Origin of the sequence: Acidovorax sp. 22279 (assembly GCF_052045435.1) — a bacterium.
GTDB lineage: Bacteria > Pseudomonadota > Gammaproteobacteria > Burkholderiales > Burkholderiaceae_C > Acidovorax > Acidovorax delafieldii.
The window spans coordinates 60120-80286 of record NZ_JBQEOV010000008.1; the positions used below are offsets into that span (position 1 = coordinate 60120).

At 62.6% G+C, this 20167-nt stretch carries 15 protein-coding genes; 3 read left to right on the top strand and 12 right to left on the bottom strand.

The window, feature by feature from the left end:
• Positions 1-18 precede the first annotated feature (18 nt).
• Complete coding sequence (gene guaB / locus ACTJKQ_RS12045) at positions 19-1494, bottom strand: IMP dehydrogenase (RefSeq protein WP_055398151.1); 1476 nt, start codon at positions 1492-1494, stop codon at positions 19-21.
• Positions 1495-1602: 108 nt separating this feature from the next.
• Here guaB and ACTJKQ_RS12050 point away from each other — a divergent pair, with 108 nt between their 5' ends.
• Complete coding sequence (locus ACTJKQ_RS12050; protein ID WP_395454111.1) at positions 1603-2127, top strand: DUF4124 domain-containing protein; 525 nt, start codon at positions 1603-1605, stop codon at positions 2125-2127.
• 42 nt (positions 2128-2169) lie between these two features.
• On the opposite strand, the gene ACTJKQ_RS12055 is transcribed toward ACTJKQ_RS12050, so the two are convergent.
• Positions 2170-2535: an RnfH family protein gene (locus tag ACTJKQ_RS12055; RefSeq protein ID WP_121942681.1), complete on the bottom strand. Its 366-nt coding sequence runs from the start codon at positions 2533-2535 to the stop codon at positions 2170-2172.
• The gene (locus ACTJKQ_RS12060) at positions 2528-2968 is read right to left on the bottom strand and encodes a type II toxin-antitoxin system RatA family toxin (RefSeq protein ID WP_056746485.1); all 441 of its coding nucleotides are present in this window, start codon (positions 2966-2968) and stop codon (positions 2528-2530) included. The genes ACTJKQ_RS12055 and ACTJKQ_RS12060 overlap by 8 nt, the downstream gene beginning before the upstream one ends.
• Positions 2969-3098: 130 nt before the next feature.
• On the opposite strand from ACTJKQ_RS12060, the gene smpB reads away from it, so the two are divergent.
• Positions 3099-3572 (top strand): SsrA-binding protein SmpB, encoded by a 474-nt coding sequence (gene smpB, locus ACTJKQ_RS12065; protein ID WP_056063871.1) that lies wholly within the window; start codon positions 3099-3101, stop codon positions 3570-3572.
• A 415-nt stretch (positions 3573-3987) separates the two neighbouring features.
• On the top strand, positions 3988-5871 hold the full coding sequence (locus tag ACTJKQ_RS12070; RefSeq protein ID WP_440596937.1) for a radical SAM protein: 1884 nt from the start codon (positions 3988-3990) through the stop codon (positions 5869-5871).
• 94 nt (positions 5872-5965) lie between these two features.
• Here the strand turns inward: ACTJKQ_RS12070 and ACTJKQ_RS12075 are convergent, their stop codons facing one another.
• The 9 genes from ACTJKQ_RS12075 to ACTJKQ_RS12115 form a co-directional block, all read right to left on the bottom strand.
• Positions 5966-7060: an enoyl-CoA hydratase/isomerase family protein gene (locus tag ACTJKQ_RS12075; protein ID WP_436077076.1), complete on the bottom strand. Its 1095-nt coding sequence runs from the start codon at positions 7058-7060 to the stop codon at positions 5966-5968.
• Entirely contained in the window at positions 7057-7932 is an 876-nt protein-coding gene (locus tag ACTJKQ_RS12080; protein ID WP_056063881.1) for a DMT family transporter, read from the bottom strand. Before ACTJKQ_RS12080 ends, ACTJKQ_RS12075 begins: the two co-directional genes overlap by 4 nt.
• 70 nt (positions 7933-8002) lie before the next feature.
• Positions 8003-9826 (bottom strand): translational GTPase TypA, encoded by a 1824-nt coding sequence (gene typA / locus ACTJKQ_RS12085; RefSeq protein WP_056063883.1) that lies wholly within the window; start codon positions 9824-9826, stop codon positions 8003-8005.
• On the bottom strand, positions 9823-10824 hold the full coding sequence (gene truB, locus ACTJKQ_RS12090) for a tRNA pseudouridine(55) synthase TruB (protein WP_056746492.1): 1002 nt from the start codon (positions 10822-10824) through the stop codon (positions 9823-9825). Before truB ends, typA begins: the two co-directional genes overlap by 4 nt.
• A 3-nt stretch (positions 10825-10827) precedes the next feature.
• The gene (gene rbfA / locus ACTJKQ_RS12095) at positions 10828-11199 is read right to left on the bottom strand and encodes a 30S ribosome-binding factor RbfA (protein WP_008904004.1); all 372 of its coding nucleotides are present in this window, start codon (positions 11197-11199) and stop codon (positions 10828-10830) included.
• Positions 11200-11217: 18 nt separating this feature from the next.
• Complete coding sequence (gene infB / locus ACTJKQ_RS12100) at positions 11218-14091, bottom strand: translation initiation factor IF-2 (protein WP_436077074.1); 2874 nt, start codon at positions 14089-14091, stop codon at positions 11218-11220.
• 24 nt (positions 14092-14115) lie between these two features.
• A complete protein-coding gene (gene nusA / locus ACTJKQ_RS12105; protein ID WP_056063891.1) occupies positions 14116-15600 on the bottom strand; it encodes a transcription termination factor NusA in 1485 nt (494 codons plus the stop codon).
• A gap of 80 nt (positions 15601-15680) precedes the next feature.
• Positions 15681-16277: a ribosome maturation factor RimP gene (gene rimP / locus ACTJKQ_RS12110; protein ID WP_056063893.1), complete on the bottom strand. Its 597-nt coding sequence runs from the start codon at positions 16275-16277 to the stop codon at positions 15681-15683.
• Positions 16278-16652: 375 nt separating this feature from the next.
• Positions 16653-20081: a DEAD/DEAH box helicase gene (locus tag ACTJKQ_RS12115; RefSeq protein WP_440596938.1), complete on the bottom strand. Its 3429-nt coding sequence runs from the start codon at positions 20079-20081 to the stop codon at positions 16653-16655.
• Positions 20082-20167 lie beyond the last annotated feature (86 nt).

The window sequence follows — 20167 nt, forward strand, 5'->3', positions numbered from 1 at the left end:
CAGATCGGTTTGCAACGATCAGTCAGCGCGGTAGTTCGGCGCTTCCTTGGTGATCTGCACATCGTGCACGTGGCTTTCGCGGATACCAGCAGTGGTGATCTCGACGAACTCGGCCTTGTTGTTCATCTCTTCGATCGTGGCGCAACCGCAGTAGCCCATGGAGGCACGCACGCCGCCAGCCATCTGGTAGACGATGCTGACCATGGAGCCCTTGTAGGGCACGCGACCTTCGATGCCTTCAGGCACCAGCTTGTCGGCATTGGGATTGCCGGTGCTCGATTCCTGGAAGTAGCGGTCGGCACTGCCCTGCTGCATGGCGCCAATGGAGCCCATGCCGCGGTAGCTCTTGTAGCTGCGGCCCTGGAACAGGATGACTTCGCCCGGCGCTTCTTCAGTGCCCGCAAACATACCGCCCATCATCACCGTCCCAGCGCCAGCGGCCAGGGCCTTAGCGATGTCGCCGCTGTAGCGAATACCGCCGTCCGCGATCAGCGGCACGCCGGTGCCCTTGAGGGCCGTGGCCACGTTGTCGATGGCCATAATCTGGGGCACGCCCACACCCGCCACGATGCGGGTGGTACAGATGGAACCTGGGCCGATACCGACCTTGACCGCATCCGCACCGGCCTCAACCAGTGCCAGGGCTGCAGCGCCGGTCGCGATGTTGCCGCCGATCACGTCGATCTGCGGGTAGTTCTGCTTGACCCAGCGCACGCGGTCGATCACGCCCTTGCTGTGGCCGTGGGCCGTGTCCACCACGATGGCGTCCACACCGGCCTTGACCAGGGCTTCGACGCGTTCTTCGGTGCCTTCACCCACACCCACCGCCGCGCCTACGCGCAGGCGGCCTGCGGCATCGCGGGCCGCGTTGGGAAAGCTGGTCTGCTTGGTGATGTCCTTCACCGTGATCAGGCCCTTGAGTTCAAAGGCGTCGTTCACGACCAGGATGCGTTCGAGTTTGTGCTTGTTGAGCAGCGCCTTGGCTTCGGCCGGCGTGGTGCCCTCTTTTTCATTGACCGTGATGAGCTTCTCGCGCGGGGTCATGATCTGGTGGACCTTGACGTCGTAACGGGTCTCGAAGCGCAGGTCGCGGCCGGTGACGATACCCACCACCTTGCCGCCGTCGCACACGGGAAAGCCAGAGATGCCCAGTTGTTCGGACAGCTGGAGCACCTGCAGCACGGTGTGCTCGGGGGTGATGACCACGGGATCACGCAGCACGCCAGACTCGTAGCGCTTGACCTTGGCCACATGAGCAGCCTGCTCTTGCGCCGTGAGGTTCTTGTGCACGATGCCGATGCCGCCCTCCTGGGCAATGGCAATGGCCAGACGCGCCTCGGTCACGGTGTCCATGGCGGCGGACACAAGCGGCAGGTTCAGTTGGATATTGCGGGAGAGTTTCGTCGCGAGGGACGTGTCCTTGGGCAGGACCTGGGAGTACGCTGGCACCAGCAACACATCGTCGAAGGTGAGCGCTTTTCCAAGAAGGCGCATGAGAAAGCTCCAAAAAACGGATTGTACCCGCGCCGCGTGTGGTGAAAACGCGCCCACCCGTCTGCAACGCACTGGCGGGGGGGGAATCACACGGATAAACTTGTTCGCATGAAAATGCACAAGCTTCTCCTGCTGGCCGTGGCCTGCACCTGGGCCATGGGCGCGGCGGCGCAATGGCAGTGGACAGACAAAGACGGGCGCAAAGTCTTCAGCGATCGTCCGCCACCACCCGATATCCCCGAAAAGAGCATCCTGAAACAGCCTGGGGGCAACCGCCCGGCACGAGCTGCCGTCCCGGCCGCGCCAGCAGCCTCTGACGCGGCGCCCGCAGCAGCAGCAGCGCCCAAGACCGCTGCCAGCGCCCCTGGTGCTGGCAAGGACAAGGAGCTGGAAGAGAAGAAAGCCCAGGCCGAGGCCGCAGAAGCCGCCAAGAAAAAGGCCGAGGACGAAAAGATCGCCAAGGCCAAGGCTGAAAACTGCACCCGCGCACGCGCGGCCAAAGCGGCGTTCGATGCTGGCAAGCCCATCACACAAGCGAACGCCCAGGGTGAAAAAATCTTCCTGGATGGCCCCGCCCGCGCGGCCGAAGCCAAGCGCATCGACGAGATTGTCGCGGCCGACTGCGTACGCTGAGCTGCATGCTGCTCCGCTACCGCGCGGATCAACTCAGCAGTATCAGTAGCCTGACTTGCCCCCTGGTCGGCGGCGCGCAAAGAGGCCTGTAGTGCGCGCCCCTTGTCGGGCAAAGCGCTCCCGCCGTGCTACCTTGGGGTCCACCTTCAAGGGTCGGTAGATTTCTACGCGGTCCTGGGGCTGCAACACCACATCCAGATTGGCAGCACGGCCCCAGATACCGACGCACGGTGCGCCCCCCTCCTCCAGAGCGGACAGCGTGGCCATACCGCAGCTGGCGTGCAGGGCATCCGCTACCGTGGCGCCCACCGGCAAATCCAGAGTCCACTCACGCACCTCGCGCGGAGCCAGACAGACGACGACAGTGATAGCGATGGTCGCCGACGCACCTCCACCCACCTCAGCCATAGACCTGTTCCGCTCGCTTGACGAAGGCATCGACCATGCTCCCTGCGATGCGGTCAAACACCGGCCCCACCAGCGTGGCCAACGCAGCACTGTCAAACCCATAGTTCAGCATCAACTCCACCTTGCACGCACGCTGCGTGCCGTCCCCCACGGGATGAAAGTGCCAATCCCCGTCCAGCCGCGAGAACGGTCCTTTCACCAGATGCATCTGCACACGCCTGCCCACTTCGTGCGTGTTGCGTGTGACAAAGGTCTGGCGAATGCCGCTGAATGCAATGCCCACCTCGGCGGTCATGCCCTCTTCGGTCTGCTCCAGCACTGCGGCGCGGTCGCACCAGGGCAGGAACTGCGGGTAGTGCTCCACCCCGGTGACCAGGGCAAACATCTCTTCGGGGCTGTACCAAATGAGGACGGACTTGTGGACGGTTTTCATGCAGGCAACTGGCGCGGGGCTTTCGAAGGGGAAAGGCGGGCCGGGGAAACTAGAATCACGGGTCTCTGAACGGCCACAATTGTATGTAGGGAGACCTTTTATCTCCCGCAGGGCGCCGCATCTGATCTACATGGCCAAAAAACCCGATCCCACCTCCCGCATTGCCGACAACAAGAAAGCGGCCTACAACTACTTCTTCGAGGAGCGCCACGAGGCGGGCATGGTGCTGCACGGCTGGGAGGTCAAGGCGCTGCGCGAGGGCAAGGTGCAGCTGACCGATGGCTACGTGCTGATCCGCGATGGCGAGCTGTATCTGCTCGGCTGCCTGATCATGCCGCTCAAGACAGCGTCCACCCATGTCAACCCCGAATCGGCACGCACCAAGAAGCTGCTGCTCAAGAAAGACGACATCAAGCGCCTGATTGGCAAGGTCGAGCAAAAGGGCTACACGCTGGTACCCATCAACCTGCACTGGAAGAACGGCTTCGTGAAGTGCGAGATCGCCCTGGCCAAAGGCAAGGCCGAGCACGACAAGCGCGACACCATCAAGGACCGCGAAGGCAAGCGCGAGGTGGAGCGCGCCATGAAAAGCCGCAGTCGCTGAGACAAACGCATTCACTACTCTGCGCAGCACAAACAGTCGAGACAGGGACTACAGGGATGCCTGCGGGGAAACGAGAAAAATAATCTCGGCTTCACTGCCGCCTCTGGGTTGGGCCAATGAACTGACTCCTTGAATCCGAGAGCGCAAAACGTAAACGCCCGATGCAACCCATCGGGCATTTGCGTCTTCAATCACTTAGATCCTGCTTTTGTATGCGACATTGCGCAAGCCGCCTTGTCATGCGCTGAACTTGCAGCAGCACAAAGCGATTCAGCAAGACACCTGAACCAAGATTGCAAACACATTGTATAAAGCACTTAAATTCGCTTGCAGTGACTCACGCGTTCAGATGCCTCGATACAGATGAAATCAAGCCTGTTCAGGCTGAAGCACCAACCCATAAAGGCAATGACCCATGCCAAAACTCTTGGCCCAGCGACTAAAGTCAATTCCCCATACAGCAGCCCGTTCGGTAAAGTCTTTCGCGCCTGATCTCGCAAAATTTATCACTGCGACCTCCTATGAGCTGATGGCGGTGAAGAGCTTGCCGGCCCAAGCGCAGGGTGGAGAAAGTCTCATTCTCCCGAAGATGTCCGTGGGTGCTGACGATGCATTGCTGGAAGTCACGTTACAGCTGGACGGAACACGTGCCGAGTTGGGGCGTTACCTGTATAGCAAGCTCTACTACACCACACACCCGTGGGCGCAATTCAGTGAAGATGCGGTTGTGTGTTTCGAGGTGCGCGAACGATTCAGTCCACAGCGTTTGCAAATCGCGTTGCCCGATGCAGTTCTACAGGCAGCGAGAGCCAGTGGCTGCCTGCGGATTCGAATGGATGGGTTGCCCTATTCGCAAGGCACATGGCAATTGATGGAAATGCGGCTAGTCAGTGAAACACATGACACCACGCTCACTCAGCATGCCAAGCGCGTAGCCCACCGGCAATGGGTGCGCGAGCAAGTCAGGATCAGCGAGTCGAGCCGCCGGGTCAATTTGCCACACTACCCAGAGTCAGTCTCCATTGAGTTGACACCTGTGTGCAATCTGCGCTGCCCACACTGCAGTTCCCATGGAATGCCACATCTGCACAAACATCACAACTGCAGCCCAGAAATGCCCGTTGAGAACTTCATGCAACTGGCTCAGGAGACTTTTCCACACGTTTCGGTGGTGAGCTTGGTGGGCCGAGGCGAGCCCACTCTGGCAAGCGATGAACTATGGAATGCTGTCACTCAACAACTACGCGAACACGACGTGCGCATGAGTTGCGTGACCAACGGTACGCGCGTGCGACAACGCTTTAACGCGAGCTTGATGCCATGGGTACACGAGTTGATTTTCTCTTTCGACGGCAACACTGCCGCAACGTTTGAAACGAACCGCGCTGGAGCCAAATTTGAGACCGTGCTGGACAATCTGCGTTACTACCATGAGCTGAGGAACACGGCCCCTTTGTCACGGCGCCCGCAACTCACAATCTCTTGGACGCTCAAACGCAACAATGTGGCAGAAGTGCCTGATTTCGTCAGACGAATTGCCGAATTCGAACCCGACCTCATCTCGCTCAGACATCTGGTGGTATTCCAAGACAAGGAACGATCCGAAAGCCTGCTGGACTACCCAGAAGAAGCTAATGCAGCCCTGAGTGAAGCCTATGCGGAAATGGATCGCCTTGGCATACGGCACGAGAGCCCACCGCTAATGATGGCACCCGAGTCCAAATCAATAGCTGTAATCCCCATCCGACTGGTATCACCGAATGACCTGAAACATACCGCCAGCGACGCCAAAGGCATGGAGCCAAACACAACGACACAGCAAGCACCCAAGGCAGCAGAAGCCACGGCCCATCGGGATGAAAGCCCGGCAGGCTCAGCGCAAAGCCAGGCATCTACGCCCCCTGCTCAACACGATTTAGCCCACGCCTTGCCGTCCCATACATGGGACAGGGAGACCTCGATTGCTTTGCGAGAACCAGAGTGCAACTGGATGCATCGCACTGCGATCATCATGGCAGACGGGGAAGTGATCACCTGTGGAAAGCACTATGGAGAACAAGTAGGCCACCTGACCCATAAAAACTCTCTATGGGATCTTTGGAATGGCCCACGCATGCATTCATTGCGGGCAGGATTTGGCACTCCATGCATGTGGGATCAATGCAAAGACTGCTGGTTGCGCGAACTCAAATGGCACTCTCAACGGCAGGCAAAGGACCTCATTGCCCCCTACAGCCTGGCCAACAGCATGGACTACTCTGAAGCCGCGTGGGACTATCGCAAGTACTCCGAGCTTTGATTAGATCCCTGCGGTAGAAAACTGTTCTAGCTGCCAGACAGCATTCAGCCATCCTGAACACCGCATCGGCTCAATTCAAGCCGATGCCATCCAATCACGCTAATGCAGCCAGCGGGTGCGACTGCACCGGCCAGGGGCTGGCAAAGAACGGTGCCACCATCTCCGGCGTCACATCTTCAATGCGGCCTGGATTCCACTGAGGCGCATGGTCCTTGTCCACGGCCAGGGCGCGGATGCCTTCCACGGTCTCACTCTGTCCTGGGCGCAGGAAAAAGCAGTGACGCACCATATCGCGCTCCATGCGCAGGTCGTCGGCCAGGCCCATCGCACGGGCGCGGCGAATCTGCTCCAGCACCACATGCAGCATCAGTGGCGAACGCTTGCGCAGCGTGGCGGCCGTGGTGCGTGCCCAGTCGCTGTCGGCGGCCTCGAGTGCCCGCACGATCTCGCCGACGGTCGGCAGCGCAAAATATTGGTCAATATCGGCCAGAGCGCTAGTACCGCTTGCCTGAGATGCTACAAATTGAGAAGCAACATAGGCCTTGATGGCCGCGCCATCTGCAAAGCTTTGGGTAGCCAGCGCATCCCACACCGCGGCCTGCCGGTCTGACGGCAGGCAGCCATCGGCCAGCTGGTAGGCAATGGCATCTCCCGCGCCGATGGTGTCGCCGGTCAGTGCCAGCCACTCGCCCACGCGGCCCGGGCAGCGGCTCAGGAAGTAACCCCCGCCCACGTCCGGGAACAGGCCAATCGCCGTCTCGGGCATGGCCATCTTGGTGCGCTCGGTCACTACGCGCAGGGCGGCGCCCTGGCTGATGCCCATGCCGCCCCCCATCACGATGCCATCCATGAAGGCGATATAGGGCTTGGCGTAGTTGTGGATCAGGTGGTTGAGCGCGTATTCCTCGGTGAAGAAGTCCTCGATCAGCGGGTTGCCCTGGCTACCTGCCTGGTGCAGAAAGCGGATATCGCCGCCTGCGCAGAAAGCACCAAACGGGCCTTCCTTGTTGCTGCCACGGATGGCCACGGCCAGCACCCGCGCATCGTTCTGCCATGCCAGCAGGATGCCCATCAGGTCACGCACCATACCCAGCGACAAGGCATTGAGCGCACGCGGGCGGTTCAGGGTAATGAAGCCCACCTGGCCACGCACTTCGCTCAATACTTCAGACACGACCGTCTCCGTCATTTTTGTTCCTTCCAACCCAACAGTTCATTGAAAACCAGCGCACCGATCACCAGTGCGCCCCCCGTCAGCACCGCCGTGCCAGGCTTTTCGCCCGCGCCCAGCCATGCCAGCAAGATGCCAAAGATCACTTCAAGCAGCCCGAGCAGCGCCATCTCGGGCGCCTTGAGCACGCGCCCGCAGCGCACGGCCAGCACACAAGGGATGGCCAATTGCACCACGCCCAGCAAGGCCAACAGGCCCAGGTCGTGGGCCGACGCCTGAAAAGGCAGCGCCAGTGGCAACGTGGCCACCACCGAAATCACTGCGCCGACCAACACCGCAGGCACCAGGTCCACCGCATGGCCATGGCGCTGCGAATGTTGTACCACCGTCCAATTGATGGCAGCGGCCACAGGCACGCACAGCGCCACCAGCGTTCCCGCCAGAGGGAGGCCCGCCATCTGCGAACCATACATCCACGCAATACCCAGCCCCGCCACGGCAATCGCAGCCCAGGTGCGCGGGGCGATGTGATGGCCGATGAACACCCTTGCAAACAGCGCTGTGAGCAGCGGCCCCACGGCCATCGTAACCAGCACATTGGCCACCGGCATGAGAACCAGCGCCACCATGAACGCCGTGAACATCACGCTCCAGCACACGCCAGAGATCCACAACGCACGGCCACTGTGGCGCATGGAGGCAAACACCGCCCTGCCCTGCAGCGCGGGCAAGATGACCAGCAGCGACAGCAACGTGAAAAAGCTGCGCCAGAAGGTCACTTCAAAACTTGCCGCATGCTCCAGGTGGCGCGTGACCACGCCGGCAATGGACCACATCAGGGTCACCGCCACCATCAGCAGCACCGCCCGGGTATGGGTGAGTTTCAACATGGTTTGTTCAGGGTTCAGACGGAAAAAAGGCCACTGCGTGGCAGTGGCCCTTTCGGAAACGCTGAGCTTATCAAGAACGGGAGGCGCGCTTGCGCTCGTTTTCGGTCAGATAGCGCTTGCGCAGGCGCACGGACTTGGGCGTGATTTCGACCAGTTCGTCGTCCTCGATGAACTCCACGCCGTATTCGAGCGTGAGGTCGATCGGAGGCGTGATCTTGATCGCGTCTTCCTTGCCGGACACGCGGAAGTTGGTCAGCTGCTTGGTACGTGTGGCGTTCACCACCAGGTCGTTATCACGGCTGTGGATGCCGACGATCATGCCTTCATACACAGGGTCGTTGGCCTTCACGAACATGCGACCACGGTCGTCCAGCTTGCCCAACGCGTAGGTGAAGATTTCACCGTCGTCCATGGAGATCAGCACGCCGTTCTTGCGGCCGCCGATGTCGCCCTTGTGCGGCTCGTAGCTGTCGAAGATGTTGCTGATAAGGCCGGAGCCGCGCGTCAGGTTCAGGAATTCGTTGGTGAAACCGATCAGGCCACGGGCCGGGATGCGGTACTCCAGGCGAACGCGGCCACGGCCGTCGGACTCCATGTTCACCAGCTCGCCCTTGCGCTCGCCCAGGGCCTGCATCACACCGCCCTGGTGGCCTTCTTCGATGTCGGCCGTCACCAGCTCGATAGGCTCGTGCTTGACACCGTCGATGTCCTTGAACACCACGCGGGGCTTGGACACGGCCAGCTCGTAACCTTCGCGGCGCATGTTTTCCAAGAGGATGGTCAGGTGCAGTTCACCACGGCCCATCACTTCGAAGATGCCTTCTTCGTCGGTTTCGTTCACGCGCAGGGCCACGTTGTGCTGCAGTTCCTTTTGCAGGCGGTCCCAGATCTGGCGGCTGGTCACGAACTTGCCTTCGCGGCCAGCCAGCGGGCTGGTGTTCACGCAGAAGTTCATGGTCAGCGTGGGCTCATCCACCTTCAGCATGGGCAGCGGCGCGGGGTTGGCGGGGTCGGTCACGGTCACGCCGATACCGATGTCTTCAATGCCGTTGATCAGCACGATGTCGCCAGGGCCCGCCAAGGGGGTCTGCATGCGATCAAGGCCCTGGAATGTCAGCACCTGGTTCACACGGCCCTTCACGGCCTTGCCATCAGGGCCTTCCATGACGATCACGTCCTGCATGGGCTTCAGGGTACCCTGGCTGATGCGGCCCACGCCAATGCGGCCCACGAAGCTGGAGAAGTCCAGCGCAGAGATCTGCAGCTGCAGCGGCGCATTGGCATCGCCCGTGTTGGGCGGAACGTGCGAGAGGATGGTGTCGAACAGGGCCGACATGTCGGGGCCCCACTGCTCACCGGGCGCGCCTTCTTCCAGCGACGACCAGCCGTTGATGCCCGAGGCGTACACCACGGGGAAGTCGAGCTGTTCATCGGTAGCACCGAGCTTGTCGAACAGGTCGAACGCGGCGTTCACCACCTTGTCGGGGTTGGCACCGGGCTTGTCCACCTTGTTCACCACCAGGATGGGGCGCAGGCCCAGCGCCAGGGCCTTCTTGGTCACGAAACGCGTCTGGGGCATGGGGCCTTCTTGCGCATCGATCAGCAGCACCACGCTGTCCACCATGGACAGCGCACGTTCCACTTCGCCACCGAAGTCCGCGTGGCCGGGGGTGTCCACGATGTTGATGTGCGTGCCCTTCCAGCTCACGGCGCAGTTCTTGGCCAGGATGGTGATGCCGCGTTCCTTTTCGATCGCGTTGTTGTCCATGACGGTATCGACGACCTTTTCGTGGTCGGCGAAGGTGCCGGACTGGCGCAGCAGCTGGTCCACCATGGTGGTTTTGCCATGGTCAACGTGGGCAATGATGGCGATATTGCGGATTTGTTTAGTCATAGTTTTTCCAATATGCCGCTGTGCGCCATGGACGCGGAATGCGGCGTGCTTTCCAAAATTTGTTGAATTTCCAGCGGACTCAGGAGCCTGTCCGGCACCAGCTCCCCGCCCACGATGTGGCCCACCCCCAGCAGCGCCGGGGGATTCTCGCCAAACACCGCCACGGCACTGGCATCGGGCCAGTTGCCACGGCGACGCACGCCCGACAGGAATCGGGCTGCATTCTCACCGTCCAGCGTGACACGCATGTGTTGTGCCAGCAGTGACTCGGGCGCTTCCAGACTGGCCAGGCGTTCTGCCTCGGGCATGGCCTCCAGCTGGGCCAGCGTGACACAGCGCTCCACACCAATGCCCCCAGTGTCGATGCGGCGCAAGAAGGTCAGGTGAGCTCCGCAGCCCAATGCCGCACCAATGTCTTCACCCAACGTACGGATGTAGGTGCCCTTGCTGCAGGTCACTATCATTTTAATAGCTGCCTGCGCTTGATCCGTCTGCACCAGCGTTAGCTTGAGGGCATGAATGATCACGTCCCGTGCTTCGCGCTCCACCGTGACACCGGCGCGTGCATATTCGTACAGCGCCTTGCCGTCCTTCTTGAGCGCGCTGTGCATCGGCGGCACCTGGCGGATGGGACCCGTGAACTGTTGCTGCACAGCCGCCAGGCGCTCTGGCGTGAGTTGGGCAGCATCTACGTCGCAGCGTTGCACCAGGTCCCCTTCGGCATCGCCGGTGGTCGTGGTGGCGCCGAGCAGCGCAATCGCCTCGTAGGTCTTGGCGGCATCCAGCTGCAGCTGGCTGAACTTGGTGGCGGCGCCGAAACACAGAGGCAACACGCCCGTGGCGAGCGGATCCAGCGTGCCCGTATGGCCCGCTTTCTCGGCGCGCAGCAGCCATTTCGCCTTTTGCAAGGCGTCATTGCTCGAAAGGCCGAGCGGTTTGTCGAGCAGCAACACCCCATGCACAGGGCGCCGCTGCACCCTGGTGCGTGGCGCGTGCATGGACTAATCCTCTTTGGCGCGCGAAGACACCGCCTTGGCGATCAAGGCGTTCATGTCGGCCGCACGCTCGGAGGTGCGGTCGAACACGAAGTGCAGCGTAGGCACGGTGTGGATGTGCAGGCGCTTGAACAAGCCATTGCGCAGGAATCCAGCCGCCTGGTTGAGCGCCGCCTGCGTTTCCACAGGGTCGCCCGTCAACAGACTGAAGAACACCTTGGCATGGGCGTAGTCGGGAGTCACCTCCACGCCCTGCAGCGTCACCATGCCCACGCGCGGGTCTTTCAACTCGCGCGCGATCAGCTCCGTCAGATCACGCTGGATCTGGTCGGCCACCTTGAAGGCGCGGTTGGGGGTGGAAGATTTCTTCGCAGCCATATCGTCGTCACCGAGGCTTTACAGCGTCCGGGCGATTTCCTTGATGTCAAAGAACTCGAGTTGATCGCCTTCCTTGATGTCGTTGTAGTTCTTGAGCTTGATACCGCACTCAAAGCCTTCCTTGACATCCTTGACATCGTCCTTGAGGCGCTTGATCGAGTCGACTTCGCCGGTGTAGACCACCACGTTGTCGCGCAGCAGACGGAACTTGGCGTTGCGATGGACCATGCCGGACGTGATGTACGAACCCGCCACAGTACCGATCTTGGAGGCCACGAACACGGTGCGGATCTCGGCCGTACCAATGACTTCTTCGCGCTGCTCGGGAGCCAGCATGCCGGACATCGCCACACGCAACTCGTCCACAGCGTCGTAAATGATGCTGTAGTAATGCAGGTCCACGCCATTGCCTTCGGCCAGCTTGCGCGCACCGGCATCGGCACGCACGTTGAAGCCGATCACGATGGCCTTGGAGGCGATCGCCAGGTTGATGTCGGACTCGCTGATGGCGCCCACAGCGGCGTACACCAGTTGCACCTTGACCTCGTCGGTCGAGAGCTTGAGCAGCGACTGGGCCAGCGCTTCCTGCGAGCCTTGCACGTCGGCCTTGACGATGATGGGCAGGGTCTTGACCTCACCCGCCGTCATGTCGGCGAACATGTTTTCCAGCTTGGCGGCTTGCTGCTTGGCCAGCTTGGTGTTGCGGAACTTGCCTGCACGGTACGTCGCGATCTCACGGGCACGGCGCTCGTCCGTCAACACCATGAATTCGTCACCTGCCTGCGGCACTTCCGTCAGACCCTGGATTTCGACAGGAATCGATGGACCAGCCGTCTTGGCGACCTTGCCGTTTTCGTCCAGCATGGCGCGCACGCGGCCATAGGTCTGGCCAGCCAGCACCACATCACCCACCTTCAGCGTACCGGACTGCACCAGCACCGTGGCCACAGGGCCGCGGCCCTTGTCCAGCTGGGCTTCGATCACGAGACCCTTGGCCAGCGAATCCACCGGCGCCTTGAGTTCCAGCACTTCGGCCTGCAGCAGCACTTGCTCCAGCAGGGTGTCGATGCCCATGCCGGTCTTGGAGGACACGGGCACAAAGGGCGAATCGCCACCGTATTCTTCAGGCACCACCTCTTCGACCACCAGCTCCTGCTTGACGCGGTCGGGGTTGGCATCAGGCTTGTCAGCCTTGGTGATGGCCACCACGATCGGAACACCCGCCGCCTTGGCGTGCTTGATGGCTTCCTTGGTCTGGGGCATGACGCCGTCATCGGCGGCCACTACCAGAATCACGATGTCGGTGGCCTGTGCACCACGGGCACGCATGGCCGTGAAAGCCTCGTGACCCGGGGTGTCGAGGAACGACACCATGCCGCGTGGCGTTTCCACGTGGTAGGCACCAATGTGCTGGGTAATGCCACCGGCTTCACCCGCAGCCACCTTGGCGCGGCGGATGTAATCCAGCAGCGAGGTCTTGCCATGGTCCACGTGACCCATCACGGTCACGACCGGAGCGCGCGGCAACAGTTCTGCGTTTTGCTGGCCTGCATCTTCGTCGGTGAAGGCTTCCGGGTCGTCCAGCGCAGCCACGACGGCCTTGTGGCCCAGCTCTTCCACCACGATCATGGCCGTGTCCTGGTCCAGCGGCTGGTTGATGGTGACCATCTGGCCCATCTTCATCAGCGCCTTGATGACCTCGTTGGCCTTGATGGACATCTTGTGCGCCAGTTCAGCCACGGTAATGGTCTCGGGCACATGCACTTCGATGATGCGTGCTTCGACCGGCGCGGCCTGCTGGTGATCATCACGGTGGTCGCGGTTGTCGCCACGGCGGCCACGCGGGCCACCACGCCAGTTGTTGCGACCGACACCGCCGCTGCTGTCGCCGCGGGTCTTGATTTCTTTTTTCTTGGCCGTGTCATTGGCCCAGCTGGAGGACAGCTTGGCCGACTTCACTTCCTTGCCAGCGCCAGGCGCACCCGCGCCCGCTCCAGCAGTAGCGGGAGCACCGGCCCGCGCCACGCCAGTACCGACTGCCGGCTTGTGCAGCGTGCCCTTCTTGGCATCGCCCACGGCAGCAGGCTTGGCCACTGGCTTGGGTTCCTCGGGCTTCTTGGCGACCATGACCGCCTTCTTGGGCGTAGCCATCATGGAGCGAATGGCGGCAGCTTCGGCCTCGGCCTTGCGGCGACGTGCATCCAGGTCGGCCGCACGGGCGGCTTCTTCGTCAGAGCGGGCCTTGGATTCGGCAGCAGCCTTTTCGCGGGCTTCGTTCTGTGCTGCTGTGCGTGCAGCGGCTTCGGCAGCCTGCTCGCGGGTGGCTTCCTGCTTGACGGCAGAAGCCTGGGCCTTCTTCTCGGCTTCCTGAGCCGCGTAGGCGGCAGCACGCTCTTCGGCTTCGCGCTCGCGCTTTTCGCGGGCTTCGCGCTCGGCACGTTTTTCGGCCAATTCCGCCTCCTGGCGGCGGATCAGCTCGGCCTGGCGGCGGGCTTCTTCCTCGCGGCGGGACAGCTCAAGGTCTTCACTCGACACCGCGGGTTCTTCCACCGCCGCGGGTGCGTGCGACTCTGCAGCAGCCTCTGCACCTTCGTCGCGCTGAATGAACGTGCGCTTCTTGCGCACTTCCACCTGGATGGTACGGGCCTTGCCCGTAGCGTCCGCCTGCTTGATTTCGCTGGTGGACTTCTTGACCAGCGTGATCTTCTTGCGATCGGCCGAGGCCGTACCGTGGCTGGCCTGCAGGTAAGCAAGCAGCTTTTGCTTGTCCGACTCGGTCAACGCGTCAGAGGGAGCAGCCTTGCCCACGCCCGCAGCCTTGAGCTGGTCGAGCAGAGTTTCAGGCGATTTTTTGAGTTCGGTAGCGAACTCGGCGACAGTGTTACTGGACATATGTGGTTCGTGCCTCCCTGACCTTTACTCTTGCCCCGCGAACCAGTGTTCGCGCGCCTTCATGATCAAGGCTTTGGCTTCCTCTTCAGACTGTCCGGTCAGGTCGGTCAGTTCATCAATGGCCAGATCGGCCAGGTCGTCACGTGTGTGCACACCGCCTTCGGCCAATTTGGCAATCAGCTCAGGGGTGAGACCTTCGAGGTCGCGCAGGTCCTGGGAGACCTCTTCCACGCTTTCCTCACGGGCAATTTCCATGGTGAGCAGCGCGTCCTTGGCACGGGCCCGCAGCTCGTTGACGGTGTCTTCATCGAAGCTTTCGATCTCCAGCATTTCCTGCAGGGGAACGTAGGCCACTTCTTCGAGGCTGTTGAAGCCTTCGGAGATCAGGATGTCGGCGATTTCCTCGTCCACATCGAGCTTTTCCATGAACAGCTTGCGGGCCGTATCGGTCTCGTTGGCCTGCTTTTGCGCGCTTTCGGCGGCGTCCATGATGTTGATCTTCCAGCCGGTCAGGTCGGACGCCAGGCGCACGTTCTGACCACCACGGCCGATGGCGATGGCGAGGTTTTCCTCGTCCACGACCACATCCATGGCGTGCTTTTCTTCATCGACCACGATGGAGGACACGTTGGCCGGAGCCAGCGCGCCAATCACGAACTGTGCGGGGTCTTCGGACCACAGCACGATGTCCACGCGCTCGCCAGCAAGCTCGTTGGTCACCGCGTTCACACGGGTGCCACGCACGCCGACGCAGGTGCCGATGGGGTCCACGCGCTTGTCATGGGACAGCACGGCGATCTTGGCACGCGAGCCGGGGTCACGGGCGCAGGATTTGATCTCCAGCAGGCCTTGCTCGATCTCGGGCACTTCCTGGCGGAAGAGTTCGATCATGAACTCAGGCGCCGAACGCGACAGGATGATGGGAGCGCCGCGCAGCGTCAGGTCCACTTCCATGATCATGGCCCGCACGCGGTCGCCGCTGCGCAGGTTTTCCTTGGGGATCATTTCGCTGCGGCGCAGACGGCCTTCCACGCGGCCGGACTCGACAATGATGTCGCCCTTGTCCATACGCTTGACGGTGCCGGTGAAGATCTTCTCGCCGCGCGACATGAAGTCGTTGAGCAACATTTCGCGTTCAGCGTCGCGGATCTTCTGCAAGATGACCTGCTTGGCAGCCATGGCGCCGATGCGACCGATGGGCACCGACTCGACACCCTCTTCGATGTACTCGCCGACTTCGATGTCTGGGATGCGATCCTTCGCATCCATCAGCAGCTCTTCGGCTTCGGGGTTTTGCAGGCCCGCATCGTCGGGCACCACCAGCCAGCGACGGAAAGTCTCGTAGTTGCCGCTGTCGCGATCCACGGACACGCGAATGTCCACCTCGCCCTGGTACAGCTTCTTGGTAGCCTGGGCCAGGGCCGACTCCACGGCGCCCAAGACCACATCACGCTCCACGTTCTTTTCGCGCGAAATGGCCTCAACCAACATCAACAATTCGCGATTCATGCGACGACTCTCCTGTTTTCAATCACCCGAGGGCAAGGCAACGCACTGCAGCCACCCACCCCACAATTTTCAGCAGCAAATCAGGCAGGTGCAGCCCCGGCCTTGCCTGCGCGCCCCTTGAAGTCCACGATGGGCGCAAGGCGCACATCCCGGCATTCGTCCAAGGTGAAGCCCATCGCCTGCAACGGGGCAGGCACGCGTTTCTTGCTGACTCTTTGTCCTGGCTTGACCGGCGGCTCGTCGCTCCAGACGATCTGCCAGCCTCCGGCCTCGGCCCGCTCCAGCGTGCCGCGAAATTTCTTGCGGGTGGCGTTGACCTGGCCTCCCGCTGCTGCGGCGCCGATGGGCGCCTTCAGGGTGATGTCGATGACAGAGCCTTCAAAGCGCACGAAGTCTTGCTCGTGGCGCAAGGGCCGGTCGATACCAGGGGATGACACTTCGAGGCGCTTGTACTCGACGCCATCGACCTCCAGCGCAAACTGCAGCTGACGGGTGACCTTCTCGCAATCCTCGACCGTCACGAACTGCTCGATCACGGGCTGGGGCGCATCAGCGGCCGGCTGCACCCAAGGCAAGTCGATGGTGACACGCAACAGGCCGCCGGCAGAGCGCTCGATCTCCACCAGGTCATATCCCAGTCCCGTCACAATTTGTTCAACGACTTGCTGCAATGCCACGTGTTCAGTTCAATCCCGGATAAACCACACAACTTGCGCCAATCAGGACCAGGCCACCAGCCCGCCCACCGGGAGCACTGTTTGTGCCCCCTCATTTGCGCAAATCCAAAACAAAAAACCCGATAACCCCCGGAGACTCTTCCCCGACAGCTTCGAGCTCCAAAAGCGTTCGACCAAAAAAAACGGGCGGTTGGTACCCGCCCGTTTGGTCGTGAGATTGGTATTGTAGCGCGCAAAGTGTTGATTTGCAAAGGCGCAGGCAGGGAAAACTGTTGTCAACACGCTCAGGCAGGACGCCCAAGCCGTGTCCATGCGGCCTTCCGGGCGGTGCCCTGCCTCAATGGCACCACACGCTTGTCCAAGCTGCACCAGCAGCTATGACAGTGATAGCGGCTGCAGCAGTTCTGCCAGATCGCTTTCGGTGAATAGCGGCTCCTTGCGGGCAGCAGCTCCGCTGTACAGGCTGCCCGCCAGCTGCGCCTTGCGCTCCTGCAGGGCCAGGATGCGCTCCTCGATCGTCCCCTGCGCCACCAGCTTGATCACCCACACGCTTTGCGTCTGACCCATGCGGTGGGCGCGGTCGGTGGCCTGGGTTTCCACCGCCGGGTTCCACCAGGGGTCGAAATGGATCACCGTGTCGGCCTGCGGCAGGTTCAGCCCCACCCCGCCCGCCTTGAGGCTGATGAGAAACAAAGGCACCTGCCCGCTGGTGAACTGCTCGATGATCGCGTCGCGCTTTTGGCTCTGCCCCGTGAGCTTGACCCAGGGCAGTTCGCGCTTTTTCAGCTCGGTCTCGATCAGCCTGAGCATGCTGGTGAACTGCGAGAACAGCAAAATGCGCCGCCCCTCGGCCAACATTTCGGGCAGCAGCGTCATCAAATGGTCCAGCTTGGCCGATGTCTCCACGGCCTTGGCTGCGTCCAGCGGCACCAGCTGCGGGTGGCAGCACACCTGCCGCAGCTTGAGCAGCGCATCAAGGATGGTGATCTGCGATGGCGCCAGCCCCTTGGACTGCAGTGCTTCGCGCACGGTCTTCTCCATGCCCAGGCGGATGGTTTCGTACAGGTCCGCCTGCGCGCCGGTCAGCTCCACGGGCATGACCGATTCGACCTTGGGCGGCAGCTCCCCTGCCACCAGCGCCTTGGTCCGCCGCAGCATGAAGGGGGTGATGCGGGCGCGCAACTGGGCCATGCGCGCGCCGTCGCCCTGCTTTTCGATGGGCGTACGAAACACCTCCTTGAAGCGCGTTTGGCTGCCCAAAAAGCCCGGCATCAAGAAGTGGAACAGGCTCCAGACCTCGCCCAGGTGGTTTTCCATGGGCGTACCCGACAAGCACAGACGGTGGCGCGCCTGCAGTTCGCTGACCACCTGTGCGGCCTGGCTACTGGCGTTCTTGATGTTCTGGGCCTCGTCCAGCACCACCAGGTGCCACTGGTGCCCCAGCCAGCGGTCTCGGTCGCGTTGCAGCAGCGAATACGGCGCGATGACCAGGTCGTGCTCGGTGACTTCATCGGCCACTTCATGGCGATCCGCGCCATGCAGCACCAGGCACCGCAGGCCCGGGCAAAAGCGAGCAGCCTCGCGCTGCCAGTTGCCCATCAGGCTCACGGGCGCAATGACCAGCGCAGGGCACGTCAGCCGCCCAGCGTCCTTTTCGACCTGGATGTGCGCCAGGGTCTGCAGGGTCTTGCCCAGGCCCATGTCGTCGGCCAGCACACCGGCCAGGCCGTGGGCCCGCAAAAACTGCAGCCAGTTCAGGCCTTGCTGCTGGTACGGGCGCAGCGTGGCACGCACGCTGGCGGGCAGCGGCACCTCGGGCAAAGCGCTGGCGCCCCGCAGCTGGGCCAGCATGTCGCGCAAGGCACCGGCGCCCTGCCACACCCCGCCCTCGCCCAGCGCAGCACTGGTGCGCAGTGCGTCCAGGCGCGAGAGCTTCAGGCGGTCGGCGTTGAAGCCACGCGCGCGGTCGCCCGCGAGATCGAGCAGCGCTGCCATCCAGGGCCGCAGGGTATCTGTCGGCAGGCGCACAAACCCGGCACCGGTCAACGAGGGCATGTAGACATGTCCCGGCAGCTGGGGCAAACCCGTCGCCGGGTCCAGCGGCTGGGCCGCCGCAGCGGCAATCAGATCGGGCAGCCAGGGCAGGATGTTGTGGCGCACGCCATTGATCTCCATGCCCAGCGACAGCGCAAACCAGGGCGATGTGGTCGCGTCATCCCCCTCAGGCTGCAGCACCACATCCAGTCGGTCGGCGTGTTGCACCCAGCCATGCAGCGCCGCGTCCAGCGTGACATCAAAACCCGCGTCGCGCAGCCCTGCAAAGCCGTTGTCCGCCCAATGCATCCAGTCATCCTGCGCACGCTCGCCAGGGATGCCGAACAGGCCGTCGTCGGTGGCCAGGAGACCCAGACCTTGCAGACGCTCGACGGCATGGCGTTCAGCCACCGCATCGCGCTGCAGCAGCACCTGACCGCCGTCGGCACCGGGCACCAGCACCGCCAGCTCCTGCCCTGCCCACCAGCCCACATGGCCCTGATAGTCAAAACGCAAGTGCGCGGTGATAAGCCCCATTTCGGCCACCTGGTTCGGAGATGACGGAGCCAGATGCAGGCGCGCCACGGGCTTCACCCCCCGCACCTGTGTGAGCGGACCCAGCGCCGGCGGCAACGGCAACACCCCGCCAATGCGGCGCACCACCTCGGCATGGTGTTTTTGCAGCGCCGCAGCACTGAGCGCGGGGGCCTTGAGCAGCATGGCCACCTGGGCCGGGCTCAGGCCCTCGGCGTGCACCGGGCCGCAGACGCCCTGGACGGCGTCCAGGTACAAGGGCGGATGGTTGTCGCACAGGACGGCGGTGTCGCCGGGCAGACTGGCCCGCAGGCCCCAGACGGCCTCGCCGCCTTGCACGGGCGTGGACGCCTGCCATGCCCACGCGATGGGCAGCGGGTCGCCCCATCGCAAAGGCTCACCCACGGTGGACCCACCCGCATCCACAAACAGGCGGCCTGTGGCCGCAGCCTGCTCCAGCGCCAGCAAGCCCACCGCACCCTCCAGCACCCCAATGGGCGCGACGCTGTAGGCCGAGTAGTACCCCACGCTGCGGGGCATGGCACGCAGCAGCTGCAGCACCTGCCGGTCGGCGTCGCTGGCGCGGTCGTACACCGCCTGGCCGGGCGCGGGCTGGGTGCGGATCTGTTGCGGCTTGGCCCACCCCCCCGTGAGCTTGGGGTACGACACCACGGCTTCCAGCTGCAACTGCGGCACGCTGGTGCGCGCCCGCCCTACGGTAGAGACAAGATAGAGATAACACTCGGGCCGCCCCGGCCGTGCGACTGGCTCCTGCGGCACCGCACCGCCCAGAGCGCGGTCCCACTCCTGCAGCCAGTGCACCAGACGCGCCTCGGCCTCGGCGCGCGCCAGGGCCTCTTTGCGCTCCTGCATGGTCTTGAGCGCATCGGCGGCCCGCGTGGACGACGGGCCCTGCGCCGGGTCGCGGTGCGCGGCCTCCAGGGTCAGGGCCACGGCGTGCTTGCAATCTGCCCCCACGGGGCAGCTGCAGTCGCCCGACCATTGCTTGACCTGGCCATTGGGTGCAAGCACCAGTTGCACGGACACTTCGTACGGGTCGGGCGAGCTGCCCTGCACTTCACCCGCCAAGGCCCAGCGGCCCTCGGCCTGTTGCCGGAGCCCCACGCGCACCACGTCTGCCTGGCGGTACAGCTCCATGCCCCGCTCCCAGGTGCCCTTGTCGCACTGGGCCTGCAGCGAGTTGAGCGGGAACCACGGTGGAGGGGGTGTGGACACAGATTTCGAGCAAAAAGTGGCTGTAGCGCTAGAAGATCATGCGCTATCAGCTATCAAAAAAAAGAGCAGTCCAGATATGGGCGGTG

Excerpts from the sequence above, each read along its gene's own strand:
- infB (WP_436077074.1), bottom strand. The coding sequence starts at position 14,091 with ATGTCCAGTAACACTGTCGCCGAGTTCGCTACCGAACTCAAAAAATCG.
- ACTJKQ_RS12075 (WP_436077076.1), bottom strand. The coding sequence starts at position 7,060 with ATGACGGAGACGGTCGTGTCTGAAGTATTGAGCGAAGTGCGTGGCCAG.
- ACTJKQ_RS12070 (WP_440596937.1), top strand. The coding sequence starts at position 3,988 with ATGCCAAAACTCTTGGCCCAGCGACTAAAGTCAATTCCCCATACAGCA.
- nusA (WP_056063891.1), bottom strand. The coding sequence starts at position 15,600 with ATGAATCGCGAATTGTTGATGTTGGTTGAGGCCATTTCGCGCGAAAAG.
- ACTJKQ_RS12050 (WP_395454111.1), top strand. The coding sequence starts at position 1,603 with ATGAAAATGCACAAGCTTCTCCTGCTGGCCGTGGCCTGCACCTGGGCC.
- smpB (WP_056063871.1), top strand. The coding sequence starts at position 3,099 with ATGGCCAAAAAACCCGATCCCACCTCCCGCATTGCCGACAACAAGAAA.
- ACTJKQ_RS12080 (WP_056063881.1), bottom strand. The coding sequence starts at position 7,932 with ATGTTGAAACTCACCCATACCCGGGCGGTGCTGCTGATGGTGGCGGTG.
- ACTJKQ_RS12060 (WP_056746485.1), bottom strand. The coding sequence starts at position 2,968 with ATGAAAACCGTCCACAAGTCCGTCCTCATTTGGTACAGCCCCGAAGAG.
- ACTJKQ_RS12055 (WP_121942681.1), bottom strand. The coding sequence starts at position 2,535 with ATGGCTGAGGTGGGTGGAGGTGCGTCGGCGACCATCGCTATCACTGTC.
- rbfA (WP_008904004.1), bottom strand. The coding sequence starts at position 11,199 with ATGGCTGCGAAGAAATCTTCCACCCCCAACCGCGCCTTCAAGGTGGCC.
- guaB (WP_055398151.1), bottom strand. The coding sequence starts at position 1,494 with ATGCGCCTTCTTGGAAAAGCGCTCACCTTCGACGATGTGTTGCTGGTG.
- typA (WP_056063883.1), bottom strand. The coding sequence starts at position 9,826 with ATGACTAAACAAATCCGCAATATCGCCATCATTGCCCACGTTGACCAT.
- truB (WP_056746492.1), bottom strand. The coding sequence starts at position 10,824 with ATGCACGCGCCACGCACCAGGGTGCAGCGGCGCCCTGTGCATGGGGTG.